The sequence below is a fragment of the Actinomadura gamaensis genome (genome assembly GCF_042652125.1).
In the GTDB taxonomy this organism is placed as follows: domain Bacteria; phylum Actinomycetota; class Actinomycetes; order Streptosporangiales; family Streptosporangiaceae; genus Spirillospora; species Spirillospora gamaensis.
Map to the genome: position 1 here is coordinate 116707 of NZ_JBHSIT010000012.1, position 21907 is coordinate 138613.

The window sequence follows — 21907 nt, forward strand, 5'->3', positions numbered from 1 at the left end:
AGTCCGGGCCCGCGGGGTATTTTTCCGGGATGTTCAGCGTGAAATGCTGACCTTCCGGACAGTGGAGGACGCCCGGAGGCCCCGCCGTGACCGAGAGCCACCCGGAGACCGAGAGCCACCTGGAGATCGAGCGGAAGTACGACGCCGCCGCCGACTTCGACCTGCCGGACCTGTCCGGGCTGCCCGGCGTCGCCGGCGTCCGGGACACCGCCCCCGTCCGGCTCCACGCCGCCTACTTCGACACCGGTGACCTGCGGCTCGCCGCCCGCGGGATCACGCTGCGGCGCAGGCGCGGCGGCGCGGACGCGGGCTGGCACCTGAAGCTCCCCGCCGCGGACGGACGGCTGGAGGTGCGCGCGCCGCTCGGCCGCGCCCGCGCCGTCCCCGCCCGGCTCGCCTCGCTCGTCGCCGCCTACACGCGCGGCGAGCCGCTGCGGCACATCGCCACCCTCGACACCGACCGGCGCGTCACCGTCCTTCTGGACGAGGACGGCGCGCCGCTCGCGGAGGTCGCCGACGACCGGGTCGTCGGGACCGTCGTCCACGACACTGGCCGCAATTCCGGCACCGGTTCTGAGACCGAGATCACGCCCGGCGCGTCGCGCTGGCGCGAGGTCGAGGTGGAGCTGGTGAACGGCCCGCCGACGCTGCTGAAGGCCGCGCGCAAGCGGCTGCGGAAAGCGGGCGCCCGAGACTCGGCCTCCTCTTCCAAGCTCGGCCGCCTTCTGGACGGCGTACGAGGGCTCCCCGCACCGCGTAAGCCACCGCCCGCCGAGGACGGACAGAGCGCGGGCGATGTCGTCCTCCGTCAGTTGCACGCGCAAGTGGAGACGTTGCTGCGGCTCGATCCGGAGGCGCGGCGGGGCACGGACGACGCCGTCCATCAGATGCGGGTGGCGGCGCGGCGGACGCGGGCCGTCCTGCGCGCGTACGCGCCGCTCTTCGACACCGAGCGCACCCGTCCGATCGAGGACGAGCTGAAATGGCTCGGCGGAGTGCTCGGCGAGGTCCGTGACCTGGAAGTCCTCCGGATGCGTCTCGCGGCGCGCGTCGCGGAACTCGACGGACCGGCGCGTCCGGAGCCGCTCGGCCCCGGCACGCTCGTGCGGGTGGACGACCCCGTGCCGCGCGTCCCGTCCTGGCTGGAGGACCTCGCCCGGCAGGAACGCGCCGCGTACCGGCGGATGAACGCGACGCTCCGCGAATCCCGCTACTTCGCGCTGCTCGACGCGCTCGAAGATCTCGTCGCCGACCCGCCGCTGACCGCGCGGGCGCGCCGTCCGGCCGCCGAGGAGATGCCCGCGCTGCTCAAGCGTTCGCGGAAGCGGCTCGTCCGGGAGCGCGCCGCCCTCGACGGTCGGCCCGAGGACGTCGAGTCCGCGCGGCACGACGTGCGGAAGGCCGCCAAGCGCGTCCGGTACGCGGCCGAGACGGCCGTGCCCGTCCTGGGTGCGGAGGCGGGCCGGACCGCGCGCGACGCGAAGGCCGTGCAGAGCGCCCTCGGCGACCACATGGACGCGCTGATCACGATGCGCCGGATCGAGCGGATCGCCGCCCGCGTCCGCGACCCGGCCGAGGCGTTCGCCCTCGGCCGCATCCACGGCGTCGAGCGCCGCGAGGCCGACGCCTCCCTCGCCCGCTTCACCGGAACAAGGACCGGGGCTCGAAGGGAAGCCGGGAAAAACTGATCCGCGCGGTCAGCGGGCTTCGTGGCGTTCGAGCGCCGCGAGGGCGTCGTCGGTGAGGTGGGCGACCCAGAACGCGCCCTTGCGCAGCGACGGGTCCTCCGGCGGCTTCTCCCCGAACCGGCGGCACAGGCCGGTGATCAGCCCGCTGACGATCTCGCCGTGCGTGCAGACGATCAGCGGCCCGCCGTCCGCGGACAGCTCCAGGAGCCGGTCCAGCGCGCGGTCGGGCGCGGTCTCCCCGACGGTGAAGGCCGCGTCGGTGACCAGGCCGGTCCGCGTCCGCCGCACGTAGGGCAGGACGGTCGAGACGCAGCGCGCGGTCGCCGAGCTCGCCACCCGCGCGGTGCCGAACGCCGGCAGCAGCCCGGCCAGGGCCGCGGCCTCCGCGCGTCCGCGCTGGTCGAGGGGGCGCAGCTCGTCCGGCTCGCGCCACTCCTTCTTCTCGCCCGCCGCGCCGTGCCGCAGGACGATCACCGTCCGGGTGCGGAGGGGCCCGGCCGCGAAGGCGCGCAGCAGGTCCCGGTCGAGCGGATAACTGAGCCGCCGGTCGGCCTCGTCGAGGGGCAGCCACTCCAGGGCGTCCACCTCGTCGTTCGCGACGAACACCGGCCCGCCGGACGCCACCGGCGACGCCGCCCACCAGTCCACCCGTTTCGGACGTCCCTGCACCACGTAGTCGGCGGACGGCAGCCGGCGACCCAGCACGGAGACGATCCCGGTCTCCTCGAACACCTCCCGGACGGCGGCGCGGAGCGTGTGCTCACCCCGGTCCACATGGCCCTTCGGAAACGTCCAGTCGTCGTGCCGGGGCCGGTGGATCACGGCGAGCTCGGGTGCGCCGCCGCGCCCCTCGCGCCACAGCACTCCCCCGGCGGCCCGCACGGCCCCCGGCTCGGGCGCGCCGCGCGGCACCAGCACGCTTCCCGGTTCCGACATCGCCCTCGACCTCCCCCGCGGGCTCACCTCCGTCCGACGCCCCGGATCCGTGCGCGACGGCTCGGCTTCCGGCCCGGAACCGGACTCGGAACCGGCCTCGGATTCGGAACCGGACACGGACTCCGGACCGGACACGGACTCCGGACCGGACTCCGGACCGGACTCCGGACCGGACTCGGCACCGGGCTCAGGCATCGACCGTCCTCCACCGGCGGGACCGGACCAGGTGCGTCTGGATGTCGAGCAGGCTCTCGCCGGGTCCCGCGGCGCGGCGCGTCCACGCGCCGTCGCCGTCCAGCCACCAGGAGCTGGTGTCGTCGGACATGGCGAGGTCCATCAGCTCCACGAGCTGCTCGCACTGCGCGCGGTCGGCGACGCGGACGAGCGCCTCGACGCGGCGGTCCAGGTTGCGGTGCATGAGGTCGGCGCTGCCGATCCACACCTCGGGCTCGCCGCCGTTCTCGAACGCGTACACGCGCGAGTGCTCCAGGAACCGTCCGAGGACGCTGCGCACGCGGATCCGCTCGGACAGGCCCGCGACGCCGGGCCGCAGCGCGCAGATGCCGCGCACCCACACGTCCACCGGGACGCCAGCGCGCGACGCCTCGTAGAGGGCGTCGATGACGACCTCGTCCACCAGCGAGTTGCACTTGATCCGGATGCGCGCGCGGCGGCCCTCGCGGTGCCGCGCGACCTCCCGCTCGATCCGCTCGACCAGGCCCGGACGCAGCGAGCGCGGCGCGACGAGCAGCCGCTTGTAGCCGTCGTTGCGCGAGTAGCCGGTGAGGTGGTTGAACAGCGCCGACACGTCCTCGCCGACGTCGGGAGCGCAGGTCAGCAGGCCGAAATCCTCGTAGAGGCGGGCCGTCTTGGAGTGGTAGTTGCCGGTGCCGATGTGGCAGTAGCGGCGCAGCACGCCGTCGGCGTCCTGCCGGACGATCAGGGCGAGCTTGCAGTGCGTCTTCAGCCCGACGAACCCGTACACGACGTGGCAGCCCGCCTGCTCCAGCTTGCGCGCCCAGGCGATGTTCGCGCGCTCGTCGAAGCGGGCCTTCAGCTCGACCACGACGACGACCTGCTTGCCGGCCTCGGCGGCGTCGATCAGCGCGTCCACGATGGGTGAGTCGCCGGACGTCCGGTACAGGGTCTGCTTGATCGCCAGGACGCGCGGGTCGGTCGCGGCGTCCTCGATGAGCCGCTGCACGGTCGTGGTGAACGAGTCGTACGGGTGGTGCACCAGGATGTCCCGCTCGCGGATCGCGGCGAAGATGCTCGCGTCCTGCGGGATCGCCTCCTTGGACGGCACGAACGGCGGGTACCGCAGCTCGGGCCGGTCGAGGTCGGCGATCGCGGACATCCCGGCGAGGTCGAGCGGGCCGGGCACCCGGTAGATCTGGTCCTCGTCGATGGCCAGCTCGGTGGTGAGCAGCTCCAGCACCGCCGCCGAGATCGACTCCTCCACCTCCAGCCGGACGACCGGCCCGAACCGGCGGCGCAGCAGCTCGCGCTCCAGCGCCTGGAGCAGCCCCTCGCTGATGTCGTCGTCGATCTCCAGGTCCTGGTTGCGGGTGACCCGGAACGCGTGGTGCTCCAGCACCTCCATGCCGGTGAACAGCTGGCCGAGGTGCGCGGCGATCACGTCCTCCAGCGGGGTGAACCGGTCCGGGGACGCCTCGATGAAGCGCGGCAGGACGGGCGGGACCTTCACCCGCGCGAACATCGACTGCTCGGTCTCCGGGTCCCGGACGATCACCGCGAGGTTCAGCGAGAGGCCCGAGATGTAGGGGAACGGGTGCGCCGAGTCGACGACCAGCGGGGTGAGGACGGGGTAGATGCGGTCCCGGAACAGCCGCCGCATCCGCTCCTGCTCGGTGTCGGCGAGCTCGTCCCAGCGCAGGATCTCGACGCCCTCCTTGGCGAGCGCGGGACGCAGCTCGTCGCGGAAGCACGCGGCGTGCCGCAGCATCAGCTCGCGCGCGACGGCGGAGGTGCGCTCCAGCACCTCGCGGGGGCGGCGCCCGGACGCCGACTGCACCGCGAGGCCCGTCGCCATCCGCCGGGTGAGACCGGCGATCCGCACCATGAAGAACTCGTCCAGGTTGGACGCGAAGATCGCCAGGAACCGGACCCGCTCCAGCAGCGGCATCCCCGGGTCCTCCGCCAGCTCCAGGACCCGCTGGTTGAACCGGAGCCAGCTCTCCTCGCGGTCGAGGTAGCGGTCCTCGGGCAGCGCGTCGGAGGGCTCGGCACTGTGGGGGAAATGTCCTGGATTGACGGTCATGGCGCACATGCTCCCCGGTCAAGATGAACGTCGATGAAACGGGCGTGTTTCCAGTTTGCGCCTCTTGTCGCGGACAGGCCGATCATGCCCGCCCGGCACCGAGATCACTCCGCTCGTCCGGGCCGAATGATCTCCGCTCCGGTCGATCGCCCGGCGTCTTCGGACTCAGCGTGAGCTGCGGTGCGGCGGCAGACGCGGGAGCGGCCGGGGACGGCCAGGACGGACCGGATGGCCGGGACAGGTCGGGGCAGCAGGGCCGGTCCGGGGGGCAGGGCCGGTCCGGGGGGCAGGGCCGGGGCGGGGGGCAGGGCCGGGGCGGGGGGGCAGGGCCGGGGCGGGGTGGTGGCCGGGGCGGGACGACCGTGAACCCGGGCGCGCGCCGGCTCGTCCATGAAAGGGGGACGGGGTGTCGCCGCGGGCCGCGGCGGGGAGTAACGACCTGTCCACAGAGAGAGATTGGGACGGGAACAGTCCGTGGGTACAACCAGAGACGTGGCCCCTCAGGAACCCTCCTCCGCTCCGTTCGCCGTGATCGGCGGCCCCGCCGCGGGAACCGTCCCGTGGCCGCGCTGCCGGGCGGTCTTCGGCTGTTCCGGACGCGCCGTCGAGCCGTTCCGGGGCTGCCCGGCGCACCTGCGGCCCGGTGAGCGCGCGCTGTTCGTCGGCCGGCTCCGGCCCGGCGCCGACCTCGACCTGCGCGGCGTCACCGTCCCGGCCGACCTGCTGTCGGACGTCCTCGACGCCCTCACCGGCCCGGACCGCCGCCCCCACCTCGGCCGCACCCGGCTGGACGGCGCGGTCCTGCCGTCGGCCGCGGCGCTGCGCGGCGCGTGCTTCGAGGGCGACAGCTCGTTCGACGGCGCGGCGTTCGTCGGCGGCGCGTCCTTCTTCGACGCCCGGTTCCTCGGGAACGTGTCGTTCCGGGGGGCGCGGTTCGGCGGCAACGCGTCCTTCCACCAGGCGCGCTTCCACCGGCACGCCGCGTTCACCGAGACCGTGTTCGCCGGGGACGCCCTGTTCGGCGAGGCGTCCTGGCTCGCCGACGCCGACTTCACCCGCGCGGTGTTCATCGGCGCCGCCGCGTTCGACCGGGCCCGTTTCGGCCGGGACGCCGGGATGCAGGCGGCGTGTTTCGGCGGCGCGCTGTCCTGCCGCCGCGTCCGGGTCGGACGGAACGCCCGTTTCGACCGCGCCCGGTTCCGGCACGGGCTGTGGCTCGGGCCGCTCGCCGCAGGGGAACGGCTCGTCCTGACGGACGTGTCGGCGCACGGCGGCGTCCAGGTGCAGGCGGCGGCCGTCCGGATCGAGGCGGACGGCCTGACCGCCCGCGGCGACACCGACCTGCGCGTCCGCGGCGCCGAGGTGGATCTCAGCAACGCCGTCTGCTCCGGGCGGCTCCGCGTCCGCGCCCAGGCGCGGCCGTTCTGCGGGCTGCCGGAGAGCGCCGACACCGAGCTTCCCGTCCGCGTCCTGTCGCTGGGCGGCGTCGGCGCGCCGCGCGTCGAGCTCACCGACGTCGACCTGAGCCACTGCCGCTTCCTCGGCCTCGCGCACCCGGACGGGCTGCGAGTCCGGGGCGACTGCGCGTTCGCCACCCGGCCCGGACGGCGCTGGCGCGGCGGGCGGCGCGCCGTCCTCAGCGAGGACTCGGCGGCCGAGACGCCGTCCCGCCTCGCCGCCCTCTACCGGCAGCTGGCCCGCGCGACCGCCGACGCCGACGGCGGCACGGCCCGCGACTTCCGGTACCGCGCGCTGGAGCTGCGCCGCCGGAGCGAACCCGACCAGTGGCACCGGTGGGCCCTCCACCTGCTCTGGATCACCTGCGGCTACGGCCTGCGCGCCGGCCGGACGATCGCATGGGTCGCCGTGCTCGCGGGCCTCCTCGCGGGCGGCGCGGCCCTCGCCGACCAGACGCACCGGCACTCCGCCGCCCACCCGCACAGAACCGATCATTCACGCGGGACGGAACGGCACGGCGGAACGGTCGGGCAGCCGGGACCCGGCCTGGTCAGGCGCGTCCCGCCCCGGACGACCGGAATGACCGCGCCGCCCTCCGGAACCGTCCACCGGGCCAACGGAAGGTTCGCCGACCGGCTCTGAAACGGGCGCGCAAACCACCGCCTTGACGAGGTGACCCCGGCCCGACACGCGTCGTTCACTGGGGCGCACGGGTCAAATGTCAGACCCCTGGGTAATGATGCGGAACATGAGCAGGGAAACCCACCCAGGGTTGCGGTGCCCGCACTGCGAAACGCCCCTCAGTCTCGTCACCGCGCCCACTCACGCCCCCGCGCCCGCGGAACCGGGCGCATTCCCCACCCCCACTCCCGGTTCCACTCCTGATCACACTTCCGGCCCCACTCCCGTCCTCTCGCCGAGCAGCGCCGCGGCCTCGCCGAACCTCGCCGCGATCGGCCTCCCGGCGCGCGTCCGCGACGAAACACCGCCGCCGGTCGCCGAAGTCCTCGCCGTTTACGCCGGACGTTCCAAAGATCCATTGATCAACGCGCGGGGAATGGCGCGGGTCCGCGACAGCCTCGAACGCGGACGCGCCGCCGCCGCGCAACGCCGCCTCGCCCAGCGCGCCGCCCGCCGGACACCGCGCTCCGCATAAAGGACGCCGCGCTCCGCGTGAACGACATCGCGCTCCGCGTGAACGCGCCGAAGCGCCGCGCACGAGCGCGGCGCTTGGCGGACCGTTCTCAACTGCCGAACCTGACCACTGCGTGATCACGGTCGGCGGGGAAATTGCGGCACCGTTCCCGGCCACGAACTCGATCGCCGTTCCCGATCTCGACCCCGACCCCGACCCTGAACTCGATCGCCGTTCCCGGCCCGGCGTTTCCCGCCAGGGACCCGGCCGTCGTGTTCGCGCCTCAGCTCGGGGACGTGGCCGTCCACTCGGCGGTGACCGTCGCGGAGTTCAGCACCGAGCCCGCCGGGACACCCGGGAACCGGTCACTGCGCTTGACCAGGACTTCCGCCTCACCGAGCGCGCGTCCCGCCGACGCGTCGACGATCAGCCGGGTCTGGAGGACGTCTCCGGCGGGCGTCGGACGCGTCAGGCCGATCGCCACGCCCGGACGGCCCTGCGCGTCGGTCACGCGGCCGAGCGAGGCGACCGACGGCAGCCCGGCGAGCAGGCGGAACGTCGCCGCCCGCACCTTCGGCGTGACCGGCATGTCGGTGAGCAGCCCGCGCGCGACGTCGAAGAGCCACTCGTCGGCGGTGCTCTTCTGACCGTCCGCCTCGGTTCCGTGGCCCTCGTACCAGCGCAGGAGCGCCTTCTTGAGCGCCTTCGGATCGGCGGGCAGGCCCCGCAGGTCCTTCATCGTCACGTTGCGGCCGAGCCAGAAGATCTCGCCGCGGCGCAGCGGCGTCCGGCTCGTGCTCGGCTTGCCGGGCGACGCCGACAGCGGACGCGGCTTGTACGCGCCGCCCTTCGACGCCGGGATCTTCTGCACCCAGGACGTCGGCGAGCCCGCCTTGCTCCAGGCCACCTTGTCGGCGGGCGTCGCCGGACGCGCCCCGAGGTCCTGCGAGCGGGCGATCTGGGCCCCGGTCGGCGCGTTCGGCGTCCAGTTCTCCGAGCGGCTCTCCGCGATCACCGTGTACGGGTCGGCGGCGTCGCCGACGCGCACGTACTCGCGGGTCAGGCGCGTCACGTGCCAGAACGCGCCCGCTCCGCCGGGCTGCCGGTCGGCGGACTCGGCCGCGGTCAGCAGGATCGTCCGGCCGTCGAGCGCCTGCGGTGCGCCGCTGCCCGGCGTCTTCGCCGGGGCGTCGTGCCCGCCGGGCGCGACCAGGACCGCCGCCGCCACGGCCGCCGCCGCGATCCCGGCCAGGCCCAGCCCCCACACCGGACGGAACGCGCGCCGCCGCGTCCCCGCCTGGTCGTGCGCCTGGGTGTCCGCGGGGGTGCCCAGCCGGGCGCGGGCCAGCTCCCGCTCGCGCGTCCCGGCCTCGACCGGAAGGCCGGGGTTCAGCTCGTCCGGACGGGCCTCCGCCAGCATCCGCATCGCGTCACGACTCATCTTCTCGCCTCCTCGCGCGTCAGGCCGCATGGCCGACCCGCTTCGCACTCTGTCCACGTTCGGTGCCCGTGATCCCGGACGGCGCCCGCTCCGGCCCGTCCCGGTCGACCGCCTGCTGGAGGCGGCGGCGGGCCCGGTGCAGGCGGACCCGGAACGCCGCCTTCGAGCAGCCGAGGACGCGGGCGGCGTCGCGCGGCGCGAGCCCCTGCCAGGCGGTGAGGACGAGGACGTCCCGGTCGTCCTCCGACAGCTCCGCCAGCGCCCGCAGGACCGCGTGCCGCTCGGCGACGTGCTCCGCGACGTCCGCGGCCGGGGGCGGAGCCCAGTGCCGCAGCTCCTTCGCGAACGCCTCGCGCCGGACCTCGGCGCGGTGACCGTCGCGCAGCACGTTGCGGGCCACGCCCAGCAGCCACGGCAGCGCCGGATCCGGCATCTCCCGGACGCGCCGCCACGCGATCGCGAAGGTCTCGCTCACCACCTCGTCGGCGATCTGCCGTCCGGCGCGCGCGGCGGCGTACGCCCACACCCGCTGCCGGCAGGCGTCGTAGACCGCGGTGAACCGCTCTTCATCGGCCGTCACCTGCTTCTCCGTCCGTCCCGGTGTGTTCCGTCACCAGGAAGTGGTGCGGGAGGGCCCAGTGTTACCGCCGATCCAAAGCGCTTCACCGCGCGCGGCCCCCGCTCGCCCCCGGCTCGGCCCGCGCTCGGCCCCCCCCGCTCGGCGCGCGCTCGCCCCCCGGCTCGACCTGTGCTCGGCTCCCGCTCGGCGCGCTCGGCCCCCGGTCGGCGCGCGCGGACCGCGCGCGAGCCTCGCTCGGAGGGCGCTTGAGAGCCGCTCGGCCGCGTTCGGACCGTGCTCGGGGCCCGCTCGGGCGGTGCGCTGGGGCGGGGGCCGGGGGCGGTGAGTTGGCGGCTTTCGTCCTGACTTCTGCTTTTCTTGGCTTATCGGGGAAAATGTAGCGGGTTATTCGAGCATTGCGGGCCGCATTTCCCCGATTCCCGGCGCGGTCTCCTTCCGCGGCCGCTAGCATCCCGCGAGTCGGTGATTGCCAAACCCTTTCCCATCCCCGCTCCCAGAACGGGAAAGGCTTTTCTTGGAGGGCGTCATGAACGGACGTGCCGTCCGGGCCTGGGCGCTGCCGGTGGCGGCGGTGCTGCTGCTCGGCGGATGCGGCGGGCACCGGGCCGGAGACCGCGCGGGAGCGGCGGAGCGGGGAGCGGCGGGACGCGGGGCGGGCGCGCCGGAGGCCACGACCTTCGCGACGCTCCGCCAGGCCCCGCCCGACCCGGCGCCGGACGCCGGCAGCGACGGGCTCGTCATCCACCCCGACGCGGCGCGGCCCGTGCTGGACCGTCCGGGCGGAACGCCGGTGGCCGTCCTGCCGACCACCGAGCTCGGCGGGCCCACCTGGGTCCCGGCGGTCGAGGCGAACGGCGAGTGGCTGCGCGTGCTGCTGCCGAGCCGCCCGAACGGCGCGTCCGGCTGGGTGACCACCCGCGGCGGCGGGCTCCGCACCGCGCACACGCCCTACGTGATCAGGGTGGACGTCGCGCACCGCGCCCTCACCCTGCTCAAGGACGGCCGCCAGGCCGGCCGCTGGTCCGTCGCCGTCGGGGAACCGCACACGCCGACGCCGTCCGGGCGGACCTTCGTGATGGCGTCGCTCGCCCCGGCGAAGCGGACGCCGAGCCCGGTGGTGCTGCCGCTGGGCACCCATTCGGCGACCCTCGACAGTTTCGGCGGCGGACCGGGGACGGTCGCGCTGCACGGCTGGCCCGACGCCTCGGTGTTCGGCAAGCCCGTCACGCACGGCTGCGTCCGCGTCCCGCAGGACGCGCTGCGCCAGCTCTCGGAAGTTCCGCTCGGCACCCTCGTCCAGCTGGGCTGAGGCCCCGGGGCCGGCGCAGGGCTGAGTTCGGCTCCGCCGGATCGGCCCCGTCTCGCCCCTCTATCCCACCCGCCACACCTCTCTCCCCTGCCACGCCTCATCCGGCTCCGCCCTCCGGAATTCCGGATCTACCGCACGGATCACCGGGCCGTCAGGTCGTCACCGCACCGCGCGGTCCGCCGGGAGCGGCAAGCCCTTCTTCTCATCCCTCGATCGGAGAACACACATGCGCTACGGAACGGCTACCAAACGTCTGACCAGGGCCGTCACCCTCGCCGCGGTGGGCGGGCTGCTCGCCGCGAGCCCCGCCCTTGCCGCCACCAGGCACGCGCCCCGCGGTGCCGCCGGTGCGGCCGGACGCGAGGGCACGGCTTTCGGGCTGGCCCTGAACGGCCCGATACCGCTCGCCCCTAAACCCGCCGTCGCCTCGAAGTCCGGCATGCGGCACACCGCTCTGCTGGACGAGGAGCACACCAAGTTCCTGAAGGCCGCCGTGCTGGACGTCGCCGCCTCCCCGACGCAGTCGCAGGCCAGCGTCACCAAGCTGCGCGTCACCGAGGTCGGCCTGGCCGCCGACGCCGTCCGCGCCCACTGCTCCGGCGGGACCGGGTCCACCGAACTCGTCGACGCCATGGTCGGCGGGAAGCGGCTGCCGGTCTCGCCGCCGCCGAACACCACCATCCCGGTCGATCTGCCGCAGATGGGACGGGTCGCGCTCATCCTGAACAAGCAGGAGCGCGTGCCGAACGGCGTCCGCGTCACCGCGATCGAGCTGACGACGCCGCTCGGGAAGCTCGGCACCGAGGACGTCCGCGTCTCGTCCGCGACCTGCATGCCGGGGGTGAATGCCCCTTCCGGCAAGGGCGCGGACAAGGTGCCGAATGGCGACGGAGGGGGCGAGGCCCCGTCCGGTAAGGGCGCGGCGGAAGCACCGCGTCCGAAGCCGGTACGGCACGACCTGGCCGTCACCGGCTGACGTTCTTCCGGACCCGCCGTACTTCGGCGGGCCGCCGAACGGCTTCGGCATTCCGAATCGTGGTGTCAGGCCCGGCCGCGGGCCGTCAGGCTCGGCCGCGGGCTCGGCTGCGGGCTCGGCACCGCCGAACGGCTCCGCCTCCATTTTCTCCGGGAGACGGGGCCGTTTGCCGTGAGACGCGGCTCCTTCCGCCGGGAACGGCGGTTCGTTCCGCCTCGGGTGGCGGTTCGCTCAGTTGAAGGACTTTTCGAAATGGACGACCGAACCGTCCTTGTTGACGCGGCCGCTGATCTCCAGATCATCGGTAAAGGCGTGCATGAGCGTCAGGCCGCGTCCGTGCTCGGCGTAGGCGGGATCGTTGCTGCCGGACCAGTTGGGCGGGCTCGTCCCGCCGCCCCCGTCGATGACGTCCACGACGCAGCGCCGCGGATCCAGCTGCGCGCGGATCTCGTAGGCGGTGCTGGACACGGCGTGCTGGATGACGTTCGCGCAGGCCTCGCCCAGGGCGAGCGCGATGTCGGCCCGGACCTCCGAGTCGACCCCGAGCCCGCGGAGCGAGGCGTCCAGCGTGTGCCGCGCCAGAGGCGCGCTCCCCGCGTCCCTGGGCAAGGTCATTTCGATGACGACCTCCATGGCCCCCGCCTCCGTTCCCTCGATGGAAGCAGAATTCCCGGCGTGCACCATGGGAAACGCTCGGTATCGGCAATGTGACCGTACCCGCACCCATTGTGAGCGAAGTCTGGAGCCTTCCTGAACGAAAGCTTCACGCCAATCCGGGATGCCTCTGCGCTTGACTCCCCCTCTGGACGCCTTCCTCACGCGCGTGCACGAGGCGAACGGTGCTTGCGAGCGAGTTATCCACAGATCGGGATGGGGCTTGTTCAGGGGGTGATGCGCCCCCTACGGTCAGTGGCGACGGGGATCGGCGCGGCGGAGTCGGCCCGGACGGGGCCGTGGCGGGAAGGGAGGTGACGCGAAACTTCGCGGCCGGTGAAGCGGGCTGTGAGGTGCGGGTGTGAAGTCGGGTGACAAAAAGTCCCGCCGATTCCGTAACCAACACAGTGGCGGCGCGTCTTACGTGTGGATTGATTCGCGGAGGACGGCCCGTGCGGACGCGCGGGCCTCGGCGTGGATTGCGTGGTGGTCATGAACGTTCCCGGAGGGCGGCCCGCCGTGGCCGGGCGGGGCGAGACGGCCGGGTCCGACGAGGAGCTGGTCGCGGCGGCGCGGACCGGCGACGACGGGGCCTCGGCCGAGCTCTACCGGCGGCATCACCGGGCCGTGCTGGGATATGCGCGCGGGCTGGTCCGCGACCCGCACACCGCGGAGGACCTGACGGCCGAGGCGTTCACGCGGATGTTCGCCGCCCTGCGCGGCGGGTCGGGGCCGCAGGTGGCGTGCCGCCCCTACCTGTACACCGTGGTGCGGAACGCGGCCGTGGACTGGGCGCGCGCCGGCCGCCGGACGGTCGTGACCGACGAGGTCGCGGCCTGGGCGGACGACACCGGGCCCGAGCCGCCCGACGTGGACGAGCAGAACACGCTCGTCCGCGCGTTCCGGACGCTGCCGGAGCGCTGGCAGACCGTCCTGTGGCACACCGTCATCGAGGACGAGCCCGTCCAGCACGTCGCGGACGTCCTCGGCATGAAGACCGGCGCCGTGACGCAGCTGGCGTTCCGGGCGCGGGAGGGGCTGCGGCAGGCGTTCCTCGCGGCGAGCTGCGAGGGGCGGCCGGAATGCGCGGAGTACACCCGGCAGCTCGCCGCGATCGTCCGGCGTCCCGGGCGGCGCAAGAGCCGGGCGCTGCGCGAGCACCTGGAGTCGTGCGAGTACTGCCGCCGCGCCGCCGAGGACATGCGCGACCTGAACGGCAGGCTGCGCGCCGCGCTGCCCGTCGGCGCCGTCCTGCTGGCCGCCCCGGCGCTGCGCCACGCCGGCCCGTCCTTCCTGCGCGGCTGGGCGCTGAAGGCGGCGATCGCGGCCACCGCGGCGGTCGTGACAGCCGTCCTGTTCACGGTGTTCTACGGCGACGGCAGGCCAGGTCACCACCCTCAGGCAGGCCCGTCGAACGGCGCCCCGATCACGACCGCGCCGCCACCGTCGCCCGGGCTCCCCGGCCCGGCGCCGAGCGGCGTGAACGACTTCCCGGCGGCGTCCGCGCAGAGCAGCGGCTCGCGTCCCGACACGCGCGGCAAGGCCCCGTCGAAGAAGAACAAGCCCGCCGCGTCCACGGCGAACGGCCCCTACCGGCTCCGCAACACGAACCTGCGCTCCTGCCTGGTGCCGAGCGGCTCGTCCCTCTCCCAGCAGTACGGCTGTTCGGGTCAGGAGACGATCTGGCAACGCACCGGAAAGGGCGGCGGCTTCACCCTGAAGAGCTCGACGGGCCAGTGCATGGCCCGAGGCCCCGCCAGCTCGTCGGTCCCCTGGGAGGGCAGCACGCAGTACTCGGTCGTCCTGGCTCCCTGCGGCGGCCCGAACCAGATCTGGAAGCTCGTCACCTTCAGCCCCGGCTTCACCCGCCTCTCCAACGGCGACGGCTGGTACCTGCAAGCCAGCTGGTCCGGCCTAGCCGCCCCCGTCCTCAAGCAAGGTTCCCCGTCAGGCACCGCCGCCCAAGGCTGGGAATTCGACCGAGCCTGACCCCTGCCGAGCACCAGACACGCACCCCGCCCGCCAGCCGCGTGCCGAGCGCGAGGCGCACGCCCGCACGCGCCCACGCAAGACGCGCACCGCACACGGCGCCCACGCACACCGCGCACTGCGCGTGCCGGGCGCGGCCCGTGTCCGAAAATCCGGCACGGACGGGCGTCCACCGGCCGAGGCGGACGGCGCGGACCGGCGTGCGTCGCGTGCCGGGCCTCGGCGCGGACGGGGCGTCCACCTGGGCCGAGCTCCGGCGCGGACGGAGCGGCGCGGACGAGGCTTCTGGCGCGCAGCGGTCGCACGCCGCGGGTCGGGCGTCCACCACGCACGACGCGTCCGACGCGGACCGGCTGGACGGCGCGGTGTGGCGTGCGCTAGGTGTCGGGCCTCGGCGCGGACGGGGCGTCCACCTTGGGTGGGGCTCTGGCGCGGACCGGGTGCGGGGTGCACGGGCGGGGTTTTGGCGTTTGGCGGGCGTATGTCGTGGGGTGGTGGCGGGCGTTCGTCGGCGCTGAGCGTTCGTCGTCGGCGGTGAGCGTTCGTCGTCGGGGGTGAGCGTTCGTCGTCGGGGGGAGCGTTCGTCGTGGGGGTGGGGGTGGGCGTGGGTTATGGGCGGGGTGGGTGGCGGGGGCGCGGCGTCCGCGGGCGCGGGGGCTGGGCGCGCGTGGACGAGGCGTCCCCTTGGGCAGGTGGGGGGCGGGGGCGGGCTTGTGGTGCGGGTGGGCAGGGGCGCGTTCGGGGGCGGTGGGCCCAGGGCACCGGCCGGCCGGGTGTGGTCGGGTGGGTGCGCTGGGGCGGTCGCAGCTGTCGGGGTGGGGAGCTGCGGCCGGGGTGACGCCGGGTCCCGCGTCGGGTGCGGCGGGTCAGCCGCAGCGGAGTTCGCCCTGGGGAAGGGGTTCGGTGTTGAGGGCGACCCAGGCTTTCAGGGCCATGTGCAGTTCCAGCCTGTCCTCGGTGGCGTAGCCGCCGTCGCCGAACAGTTCCTCGAGCTGGCGGAGCCGGTAGCGGACGGTCTGGGCGTGCAGGTGCAGGCGGCCCGCGACCTCGGTGGCATTGAAGCCGCACTCCAGCGAGGTGAGCAGGGTCACGGCCAGGCGGTACCGCTGCGCCGGGCGGACCGAGAACAGCGGCGCGAGGCGGCGGTTGATGACGCGTTCGACCAGCTCCCGCTCGCGCATCATCACGATGATCGGCATGTGCCGCTCGGCGATGATCAGGCCGCTGTTGTCGATCATGCCGAGCTCGCCGGCGGCGAGCGCCTGGCGCGCCCAGCGCAGCGACTTGGCGGCCTCGGTGACCTCGACGGTCGGGCCGACCGCCGCGATCCAGCCGTCGAGCTGCTGCTCCAGCATGCGCGCGCGGCCGGGGCCGTCCGGGTCGGGGACGATCAGGCACGGCTCGGTCAGGTGCAGGCCGAGCAGAACGTCGGCGGGCAGCGTCGGACGGTGGGAGTCCGGGCCGTCCTCCCGCAGCGCGACGGCGGCGACCGTGCGCGGCAGCGGCCAGGACGCCTCGCGCGCCAGGTCCCGCAGGTCCTTGACGGCGGGACGGCGGAGCAGCTGGTCGAGCAGGCGGCGCCTGCGGTCGTGCTGCGCGCCCGCCGCGCGCGCCGCCGCGTCCGCGTGGCCCTCGGCCACGATGGTCGCGAGCTGGTTGAGGTACCCGAAGACCGCGTTCGCGGTGTTGGCGATGTCGGCCGCGCTGGCCCGGTAGCCGAGCCGTTCGACGTGCTCGGTGAGCCGCTGCACGGCGACGCCCGCGCCGATCCGGATGGCGGCCTGCCAGCTCTCCAGGGTCCGCCCCTCCCTGGCCTCGCCGCTGCCGATGTCGCGCCAGAACCGCGCGACGTCGGACGAGGTGGTCTCCGGGTCGGCGACCAGGTCCAGGAAGTGACCGATCGCGTACTCGACGCTGAGGATCAGGGCCTTGGCGTAGCGCGGGTCGTGCGGGCGGACGAACTCCGGCAGTTCCTCCTCGATCCGGCGCGCCGCCTCGACGGCGACGTCCGGCACGTGCTCTCGCAGGTCGGCGGCCAGCCGAGCGCCGTCCTCCACCTGGATCGCCACCTCGATCCGGCGAGGGGGCAGGGCGACCACGGTGCTGAGGTCAGGCATGAGATCTCCTTCACTCCAACGACATGCGGGAGAGACGGAGGAACACGCGTGAGGTTACGCGTTTTCGCGAAAAATCATCTCGGCGTGATGAAAACCGGCGATCCGGTCACACGGAGTGGGCGCCGGGCGGGTCCTAGCCCGGTCGTCACGTCGAGCCGCCGCACCTCGCCCGGACGTCCGCCGACGGGTGTCGTGGCCGTGCCGCGCGCGCTCTATCGGACCGTTCCGTTCGTGAACCGGCTTTGCGAGACGCCTGCGCGCAGTCCGTCCGCCGCTCCGCGCCCACACCTCCGGACGGACGCCCCGGCGAGCCGACCCTCAGAGTCTCGACACCGCCCGCGGCGGGCCGCCCTCCGCCTGCAGGACGACCGGCATGCGCCGTCCACCCCAGTTGTAGAAGTACGCCCGGCGGAGGTTGAGGTCGAGCCCGTACCGGCCGACGAAGCGACGCGAACGCATGGCCCGGATCCGCCGCGACCTGCGGGACCCGTCGCTGGCCCACCGCTCCGTCGCGTCCGTGGCGGCCCGCTGGGGCATCCTGGACGCCGCCCACGTCAGCCGCGCCTCAAAGCCGAATACGGCCAGACCGCCGCCGAAATCCGCCAATCGGCACAACCTACGCGTCCGGCTTCCGCGCCTCAATGAGAAACCGAGCCGAATGAGCCACAAACGGCCCCTCGCTCCTCATCATCTCATCCAGTTCCCGAAGCCGCCCCAAATACTTCTCGACGCTGAACCCTGGAACCATCCAGATCACCTTGCGCAGAAAGTAGATGACGGCCCCCACGTCGAAGAACTCAACCCGCAGCCGCTCGGACCGCAGGTCGACGACCTCCAACCCGGCAGCCCGCGCGTCCGCGCTCTCGACCTCCGGATCCCGCGCCTTCCGCGCCTCAGGCTGCGGCCCGAGAAAATACTCGACCAGCTCGAAAACGCTCGCCGATCCGACATGCTGCGCGAAATACGTCCCTCCGGGCCGGAGCACCCGAGCGATCTCGTCCCACCAGACCGTGGCCGGATGCCGGCAAGTGACCAGCTCGAACGCCTCATCCGCGAACGGCAACGGCGGCTCGTGAGAAGTGGCCACAACGACAACCCCCCGCGGCCCGAGCAACCGCGTCGCCTTAGCGACATTAGGCGCCCAGGACTCGGACGCGGCCATAGTCCGAGGCAGAACCTCAGCCTGCGCGAGCACTTCCCCGCCCCCGGTCTGCACATCCAACGCCGCCTGCACATTCGCGAGCCGCGACGCCATCATCCGCGCATAACCCCAAGAAGGGCGCTCCTCAGTAGCCCGCCCGTCCAGCCAAGAGAAGTCCCACCCCTCGACCGGAACCGTCGAAGCCTCCTCAACAAGCTCCTCGAACGACCGCACCGTCACTCCCGCCGAATCAGCGCCTGCGCCACGATGACCCGCTCCCCGTCGAACGTCACCGCCGGCGACCCATGCAGCTCATACCCGAGCTCCAACGCCTCACTGACCCGCCAGCAGAACGACGCATCATCCGGCCCCGTCAACACCCGATACCGCGGCAACTCCACCTCATCACCCATCCCGCAACCTTACGAATCCCCACCGACACCCGTTCCCCCGCCCCGACCACCGCCCCCGAGGCCCCTCCGCAGCACACCGCGAAGATCGATCACCTGCGGTAACGCGGTCGCCTTGCCCAACGATGTCAGATGCACATAGGGGGCCTCATGGGCAAACAAAGTAGAGCCGGACGTAAAAGCCGCTCACGGTCATGGCTAAGCAGCCTGGCACCTGAGCACCGGATCGCCCTACTGAGCGTCCTGGTCGCAGGCTTCACCGCTTTGGTGGCGGCTCTACCTGCGTATCTGGCGCTCGGCGGCGGCTCCGGCCGTGACGACGGGTCGAAGGCGAAACCCGTCCCCTCCCTCAAAGCCACGGCCGGCGGATTTCCGTCGTTCACATGTCAAGGGATCAGCCGAGCCATCGGCTGCACCATGACCAAGTGGCCGCCCGGCATCTATATGACCCGAAACTCATTTCCCGACATAAAGACCATTCCCAATTGCCATGCCAACTATGAGCAGTTCCTGTCATGGATCGCCCATAATGGCGGTGTTCCCGTAGGAACCAGCGGAACCACCATCACCTTGAAACCGATCAAAGGGTCGACCGTCAACATCAAGGACGTCGTTATCTCAAGCACACGCACAGCCCCACCCAAAGGCATCGTGCTGGCTTGCGCGGGAGGCGCCGAAGAGAATGTGGCGGCCAGGATCGAACTTGACCAGCAGAAACCACGCGTCACCTACTACTGCGGCCAAGATGGCCAGGAATGCAAGGGGCCGCCTCACACTATCTCCTATCCCGACACCTTGACGATGGACATCGTCGGCGACACTCAACAGCACTTCGTAGAGTGGCGCGCCTGGGTCCAGTTGAGCGTCAACGGAAGCCGTTACCTTCTCGACCTCGGCCCTTCTGTCGTCTCGTCCCTCCCAGAAGGATGCCCAAGGTACGACTCAGACGGAACCAACAAAGTTTGGAAGCAGGAGGCGCAGGGCGACGCTCGATGCAAGCCATGAGCCCACACCAGCGTCAATTTCCCGCGACCTCCAGCGACAGGTGGATCGGAGGTCCGGTGGCTACAGTTAATCGCCCGCCAATCGCGCGCCGATTCCAGCGAGCGCCTGGTGAGCGTTGCTCCAAGTGCGGGGTGGCCTGGACCCGGTGGCGGCGAACGATCCTCAAGGAACTGCGGGCTGCGGCGGTTCGGACCGATGGCTGGTCCCGACCAAGCCAGGCGCCGCACCGAGCCGATCTCCGGGGAGTTGGGGACGGGTGGACGCGGCGGGGTCGCCCGCGCGCTAAAGGGCGGGACCCGGCGACCGGGCGCGTGGGGCCGGACAGGTGCCCACGCCGCATGCTCCGGCCGCGCTGTCGTTGGGCCACGCCAATAGCGCGAGCGAAGCCGCCATTGGTCTCAAACGGCCGAATTTGGCAACACATCCCATTGTCGACGCCTTGTTTGCGGCGACTAATTCATAGCACTCGGCATTCCTGATGGCATCTGGAGTCTGACATGAGATCGCAGGTGCTCGAATCTTTCCGAGCCCCATGCCCTCGCGGTCTCCGACTCTCCGGGGAGATGAAAGCCTGCCCGAACCTCCGCATGCGCGCCGCTCTTGCTAATGTGGTTAAAATGCCTCCCGATCCCATGCCCGCAGTGACTTACGGCATGTGGATGATTGGCCCGATAGAGCTCGTAGGCTGGGCTCATGATCCGAGCTGTGGTGTTTGATGTCGGCGAGGTCCTGGTCGACGAGACGACCGAGTATGGGACTTGGGCGGACTGGTTGGGGGTGCCGCGGCATACGTTCTCGGCGATGTTCGGGGCGGTGATCGCGCGGAGGTTGGACTACCGGGAGACGTTCCAGGTGTTCGCGCCGGGATTCGATCTGACCGAGGAACGGCAGAAGCGGGCGGACGTGGGGAAGCCGGAAACGTTCGGGGAGTCGGATCTCTACCCGGATGTGCGGCCGTCGCTGGCCAAGCTGCGGGATGACGGGCTGTGGGTGGGGATCGCGGGGAACCAGACGGTTCGGGCTGGCGGGATCCTGCGGTCGTTGGATCTGCCCGCGGACATGATCGCCACGTCGGATGACTGGGGCGTGTCCAAGCCCGATACGGGGTTCTTCCGGTGCCTGGTGGACGCTGCGCAGTTTGAGGCGGGCGAGATCCTGTACGTGGGTGACCGGCTGGACAACGACATTCGTCCGGCGGCGGCTTTGGGAGTCAAGACGGCGCTGATCCGGCGGGGGCCGTGGGGGATCATTCAGCAGGACGACCCGGAAGCCGACCGCGTTCCGAGATGCGGATTGATTCGCTGGCCGAGCTTTCGGGCCGGGTCACTGAGTTCAACGCTGCAACGAACTGACGGTGGTCTGCCAGTCGCACAAGGGGTCGTCCAGGTGGCGGGTGGCGTCGGTGTCGGCCCACGGCTGGAGGGCGCGGCGGACCTGGTTCACACACTCCATGCCGGTGGCGTACCAGGTGGCCAAGGATCACTGAGCGCTGTTTGGCGTTGCTGTCGCCCATTGTCTCCAGGACGGCTTGAAGAGCGACCTTGGCGTGCGAGAGCTGTCAGCCTTGAGCTGACGCCGATGTGCAAGTTGGCCTCGTGTCAGGAAACTGTGGTCCGGTCGACTCTCGGGGGGTGTGGGGGGGCGGAGCCCCCACCTTGGGGTCTGGGGCGGGAGCCCCAGGGGGTGCTGCCCGAGCGGAGCGAGGACCTAGCTTTGGGCGGATAAAGGTGAGGCCCAGGTCGGGGTGACCTGGGCCTTCGTGAGTGGAGCGGGTGACGGGAATCGAACCCGCGCTGTCAGCTTGGGAAGCTGAAGTTCTGCCATTGAACTACACCCGCGTGGTTCGCCGTGTGTTTCGGCGAACGGGGACATGCTACCGGACGGGGTGGGGTGGTCGCATGTCCCTTGCCGACGGGCGCAGGGGCGCGCGTTGGGGGCGGGTGGAGGCGGTACCTTCTTGACGTGCTGCTTTCCGATCGCGATATCAGATCCGAGATCGAGTCCGGGCGGGTGCGGATCGACCCGTTCGAGCCCGGGATGGTCCAGCCGTCCAGCGTGGACGTCCGGCTCGACCGGTACTTCCGGGTGTTCGAGAACCACAGGTACCCGCACATCGACCCGGCGGTGGAGCAGCCGGATCTGACGCGGCAGGTCGAGGTGGAGCCGGACGAGGCGTTCGTGCTGCATCCGGGCGAGTTCGTGCTGGCGTCGACGTACGAGGTGTTCGGCCTGCCGGAGGATCTGGCGGCGCGGCTGGAGGGGAAGTCGTCGCTCGGGCGGCTGGGGCTGCTGACGCACTCGACGGCGGGGTGGATCGACCCGGGGTTCAGCGGGCACGTGACGCTGGAGCTGTCGAACGTGGCGACGCTGCCGATCAAGCTGTGGCCGGGGATGAAGATCGGGCAGATGTGCCTGTTCCGGACGAGCTCGCCGGCGGAGCATCCGTACGGGTCGCCGCACTACGGGTCGCGGTACCAGCACCAGCGGGGGCCGACGCCGTCGCGGTCGTACCTCAACTTCCATATTACGAAGATTTGACCTCCGGGCTTCTTTGAAGGCCGTTCACGCGCGCGCGTGGACGGCCTTTCTTGTTTCTAAACCTCGACGGACGCTTTTGTGACCGAGGTCACTGGAAGATGAAACTTTTCCGATGGGCGGGTAAATTCGGTCGACGCATAGCATCGCCCATTGGTTGACAGTCGCATCGCGTGAAGCCGATCGCACCTCCCAATGGCCGGGTGCTGCGGCGGGAGAGTCCCGCGAAAGCGCAAGGCACGGACGAGCGCA

General features: G+C 72.2%; 17 protein-coding genes and 1 tRNA gene. 8 read left to right on the plus strand and 10 right to left on the minus strand.

Features of this window, described 5'->3' with window-relative positions; genetic code table 11:
* Positions 1-86 precede the first annotated feature (86 nt).
* Entirely contained in the window at positions 87-1688 is a 1602-nt protein-coding gene (locus tag ACFPCY_RS34260) for a CYTH and CHAD domain-containing protein (protein WP_378262285.1), read from the plus strand.
* 9 nt (positions 1689-1697) lie between these two features.
* Here ACFPCY_RS34260 and ACFPCY_RS34265 read toward each other — a convergent pair whose 3' ends face one another.
* A complete protein-coding gene (locus tag ACFPCY_RS34265) occupies positions 1698-2624 on the minus strand; it encodes an NUDIX domain-containing protein (RefSeq protein WP_378262287.1) in 927 nt (308 codons plus the stop codon).
* 187 nt (positions 2625-2811) lie between these two features.
* Entirely contained in the window at positions 2812-4905 is a 2094-nt protein-coding gene (locus ACFPCY_RS34270; RefSeq protein WP_378262289.1) for an RNA degradosome polyphosphate kinase, read from the minus strand.
* Positions 4906-5397: 492 nt separating this feature from the next.
* On the opposite strand from ACFPCY_RS34270, the gene ACFPCY_RS34275 reads away from it, so the two are divergent.
* A complete protein-coding gene (locus ACFPCY_RS34275) occupies positions 5398-7005 on the plus strand; it encodes a pentapeptide repeat-containing protein (RefSeq protein ID WP_378262291.1) in 1608 nt (535 codons plus the stop codon).
* A gap of 776 nt (positions 7006-7781) precedes the next feature.
* Here the strand turns inward: ACFPCY_RS34275 and ACFPCY_RS34280 are convergent.
* Complete coding sequence (locus ACFPCY_RS34280; RefSeq protein ID WP_378262293.1) at positions 7782-8939, minus strand: CU044_5270 family protein; 1158 nt, start codon at positions 8937-8939, stop codon at positions 7782-7784.
* 19 nt (positions 8940-8958) lie between these two features.
* Positions 8959-9519: an RNA polymerase sigma factor gene (locus ACFPCY_RS34285; protein ID WP_378262295.1), complete on the minus strand. Its 561-nt coding sequence runs from the start codon at positions 9517-9519 to the stop codon at positions 8959-8961.
* A 526-nt stretch (positions 9520-10045) separates the two neighbouring features.
* Here ACFPCY_RS34285 and ACFPCY_RS34290 point away from each other — a divergent pair.
* Entirely contained in the window at positions 10046-10828 is a 783-nt protein-coding gene (locus tag ACFPCY_RS34290) for a L,D-transpeptidase (protein ID WP_378262297.1), read from the plus strand.
* 226 nt (positions 10829-11054) lie between these two features.
* The gene (locus ACFPCY_RS34295; protein ID WP_378262299.1) at positions 11055-11804 is read left to right on the plus strand and encodes a choice-of-anchor P family protein; all 750 of its coding nucleotides are present in this window, start codon (positions 11055-11057) and stop codon (positions 11802-11804) included.
* Between the two features lie 231 nt (positions 11805-12035).
* On the opposite strand, the gene ACFPCY_RS34300 is transcribed toward ACFPCY_RS34295, so the two are convergent.
* A complete protein-coding gene (locus tag ACFPCY_RS34300; RefSeq protein ID WP_378262301.1) occupies positions 12036-12419 on the minus strand; it encodes an ATP-binding protein in 384 nt (127 codons plus the stop codon).
* A 531-nt stretch (positions 12420-12950) separates the two neighbouring features.
* Here ACFPCY_RS34300 and ACFPCY_RS34305 point away from each other — a divergent pair.
* The gene (locus tag ACFPCY_RS34305; RefSeq protein ID WP_378262303.1) at positions 12951-14447 is read left to right on the plus strand and encodes a sigma-70 family RNA polymerase sigma factor; all 1497 of its coding nucleotides are present in this window, start codon (positions 12951-12953) and stop codon (positions 14445-14447) included.
* A gap of 866 nt (positions 14448-15313) precedes the next feature.
* Here the strand turns inward: ACFPCY_RS34305 and ACFPCY_RS34310 are convergent.
* The 4 genes from ACFPCY_RS34310 to ACFPCY_RS34325 all read right to left on the minus strand — a co-directional run bounded on the left by ACFPCY_RS34310 (position 15314) and on the right by ACFPCY_RS34325 (position 18118).
* Positions 15314-16564, minus strand: coding sequence for a PucR family transcriptional regulator (locus tag ACFPCY_RS34310; protein ID WP_378262305.1), 1251 nt, complete (start codon positions 16562-16564; stop codon positions 15314-15316).
* A gap of 318 nt (positions 16565-16882) precedes the next feature.
* Complete coding sequence (locus ACFPCY_RS34315; protein ID WP_378262307.1) at positions 16883-17023, minus strand: hypothetical protein; 141 nt, start codon at positions 17021-17023, stop codon at positions 16883-16885.
* 157 nt (positions 17024-17180) lie between these two features.
* Positions 17181-17939, minus strand: a complete 759-nt coding sequence (locus ACFPCY_RS34320) for a methyltransferase domain-containing protein (protein ID WP_378262309.1) — start codon at positions 17937-17939, stop codon at positions 17181-17183.
* A gap of 2 nt (positions 17940-17941) precedes the next feature.
* On the minus strand, positions 17942-18118 hold the full coding sequence (locus ACFPCY_RS34325; protein WP_378262311.1) for a DUF1737 domain-containing protein: 177 nt from the start codon (positions 18116-18118) through the stop codon (positions 17942-17944).
* 147 nt (positions 18119-18265) lie between these two features.
* Between ACFPCY_RS34325 and ACFPCY_RS34330 the strand changes: the two genes are divergently transcribed.
* On the plus strand, positions 18266-19120 hold the full coding sequence (locus ACFPCY_RS34330) for a hypothetical protein (protein WP_378262313.1): 855 nt from the start codon (positions 18266-18268) through the stop codon (positions 19118-19120).
* Positions 19121-19813: 693 nt separating this feature from the next.
* Complete coding sequence (locus ACFPCY_RS34335; RefSeq protein ID WP_378262315.1) at positions 19814-20845, plus strand: HAD family hydrolase; 1032 nt, start codon at positions 19814-19816, stop codon at positions 20843-20845.
* A 39-nt stretch (positions 20846-20884) separates the two neighbouring features.
* Here ACFPCY_RS34335 and ACFPCY_RS34340 read toward each other — a convergent pair.
* Positions 20885-20958, minus strand: a tRNA-Gly gene (locus ACFPCY_RS34340).
* A gap of 124 nt (positions 20959-21082) precedes the next feature.
* Between ACFPCY_RS34340 and dcd the strand changes: the two genes are divergently transcribed.
* The gene (dcd, locus tag ACFPCY_RS34345; protein ID WP_378262317.1) at positions 21083-21658 is read left to right on the plus strand and encodes a dCTP deaminase; all 576 of its coding nucleotides are present in this window, start codon (positions 21083-21085) and stop codon (positions 21656-21658) included.
* Positions 21659-21907: the final 249 nt, after the last annotated feature.

What these genes read in the sequence shown, in the direction of transcription:
- ACFPCY_RS34265 (WP_378262287.1), bottom strand. Translation starts at nt 2,624, where the DNA reads ATGTCGGAACCGGGAAGCGTGCTGGTGCCGCGCGGCGCGCCCGAGCCG.
- ACFPCY_RS34270 (WP_378262289.1), bottom strand. Translation starts at nt 4,905, where the DNA reads ATGACCGTCAATCCAGGACATTTCCCCCACAGTGCCGAGCCCTCCGAC.
- ACFPCY_RS34280 (WP_378262293.1), bottom strand. Translation starts at nt 8,939, where the DNA reads ATGAGTCGTGACGCGATGCGGATGCTGGCGGAGGCCCGTCCGGACGAG.
- ACFPCY_RS34290 (WP_378262297.1), top strand. Translation starts at nt 10,046, where the DNA reads ATGAACGGACGTGCCGTCCGGGCCTGGGCGCTGCCGGTGGCGGCGGTG.
- ACFPCY_RS34295 (WP_378262299.1), top strand. Translation starts at nt 11,055, where the DNA reads ATGCGCTACGGAACGGCTACCAAACGTCTGACCAGGGCCGTCACCCTC.
- ACFPCY_RS34300 (WP_378262301.1), bottom strand. Translation starts at nt 12,419, where the DNA reads ATGACCTTGCCCAGGGACGCGGGGAGCGCGCCTCTGGCGCGGCACACG.
- ACFPCY_RS34305 (WP_378262303.1), top strand. Translation starts at nt 12,951, where the DNA reads ATGAACGTTCCCGGAGGGCGGCCCGCCGTGGCCGGGCGGGGCGAGACG.
- ACFPCY_RS34310 (WP_378262305.1), bottom strand. Translation starts at nt 16,564, where the DNA reads ATGCCTGACCTCAGCACCGTGGTCGCCCTGCCCCCTCGCCGGATCGAG.
- ACFPCY_RS34315 (WP_378262307.1), bottom strand. Translation starts at nt 17,023, where the DNA reads ATGCGTTCGCGTCGCTTCGTCGGCCGGTACGGGCTCGACCTCAACCTC.
- ACFPCY_RS34325 (WP_378262311.1), bottom strand. Translation starts at nt 18,118, where the DNA reads ATGGGTGATGAGGTGGAGTTGCCGCGGTATCGGGTGTTGACGGGGCCG.
- ACFPCY_RS34330 (WP_378262313.1), top strand. Translation starts at nt 18,266, where the DNA reads ATGGGCAAACAAAGTAGAGCCGGACGTAAAAGCCGCTCACGGTCATGG.
- ACFPCY_RS34335 (WP_378262315.1), top strand. Translation starts at nt 19,814, where the DNA reads ATGATCCGAGCTGTGGTGTTTGATGTCGGCGAGGTCCTGGTCGACGAG.